The 1,199-nt window shown below is 66.9% G+C and carries 2 protein-coding genes; both read left to right on the top strand.

All coding sequences use genetic code 11. From position 1 onward, the window contains the following. The first annotated feature begins 130 nt into the window (after nucleotides 1-130). A complete protein-coding gene (locus tag ACRWNP_RS37070; protein WP_431969403.1) occupies nucleotides 131-643 on the top strand; it encodes a helix-turn-helix domain-containing protein in 513 nt (170 codons plus the stop codon). A 5-nt stretch (nucleotides 644-648) separates the two neighbouring features. Beyond that, nucleotides 649-1,188, top strand: coding sequence for an IS630 family transposase (locus tag ACRWNP_RS37065; protein ID WP_431969401.1), 540 nt, complete (start codon nucleotides 649-651; stop codon nucleotides 1,186-1,188). Nucleotides 1,189-1,199 lie beyond the last annotated feature (11 nt).

Raw genomic sequence — 1,199 nt, 5'->3', positions numbered from 1 at the left:
CTAGTGGCTTGGCTCGGATGGTTGGCCCGGTAATTGATCGGCTGTCGGTCTGCGGTCAGGCTGTCTCCAGGGCTTGATCTTGGAGGTGGTTGTGGGGCGTCGTCCGGGAGTGTTCGTCCGGCCGGTGAGCATGGAGGAGGGCCGGCGTCTGCAGCGGATCGGTCGGACCTCCAAGGACCCGGTCAGGCTGCGGCGGTCCATCGTGGTGATGATGTCCGCCCAGGGCCAGACGGTGAAGGACATCGTCTCGTTGCTGCAGGCCAGCGCGGATTACGTGCGGGATGTCATCCATGCCTTCAACGAGCGGGGGTTCGACGCGCTGGACCCGAAATGGAGCGGGGGACGCCCGAGAACGATCAGTGACCAGACGCGCGAGCGCATCTGCCTGATCGCCCGGACGTCCCCCGCCGACTGGGGCATCACCGCGTTCTCCACCTGGAGCCTGGCCAAACTGGCCGAGCACCTGGTCACCCGCAACGTCGTGCCCGCCGTCAGCCGGGAGACACTGCGCCGCATCCTGCGGGACGGCAAAGTCTCGTGGCAGACCACCACAACATGGAAAGCCTCCACCGATCCGGACTTCATCGCCAAGATGCACCGGGTGCTGGAACTGTACGACGCGCCCCGGCCGACGGCCGGGTGATCTGCGTGGACGAGTTCGGCCCGCGCAACCTGCTGCCTCGCAAGGGCAAGGCCTGGCGACCGCACGGCAGGCCCCGCCGACTCCGGGCTACCTACCACCGTTACGACGGCGTGATGCACATGCTCGCCGCCCTCGACCTGGCCACCGGCAAGATCTACTACCGCATCCGGCAACGCAAGCGATGGCAGGAATTCCTCGGCCTCCTCAAGGCCCTGCGTGCCCGCTGGCCCGGGGAGAAGCTCTACGTCGTGCTGGACAACTTCTCCCCGCACAAGCACCCCAACGTCCGAGCATGGGCCGCAGCCCACCGGGTCGAGCTGGTCTACCTGCCCACCTACGGCTCTTGGCTGAACTGGATCGAGTCCGAGTTCGCGGCCCTGCGCTACTTCGCCCTCAACGGCACCGACCACCGCAGCCACGGCGAGCGGAACGCCGCCATCAACGCCTACATCCGCTGGCGAAACGCACGCGCCGAACCGAAGACCAACCTCGCCCCTGACTCACCCATCCGCACCTGGACCCATTACCCGGCCAAGGCTGCGTGACAAGCCACTAG

It is taken from the genome of Actinacidiphila sp. bgisy160, from assembly GCF_965342435.1.
Classification (GTDB): domain Bacteria; phylum Actinomycetota; class Actinomycetes; order Streptomycetales; family Streptomycetaceae; genus Actinacidiphila.
Note: the sequence above shows the minus strand (reverse complement) of the source record. Positions and strands in the feature narration are given on the sequence as shown.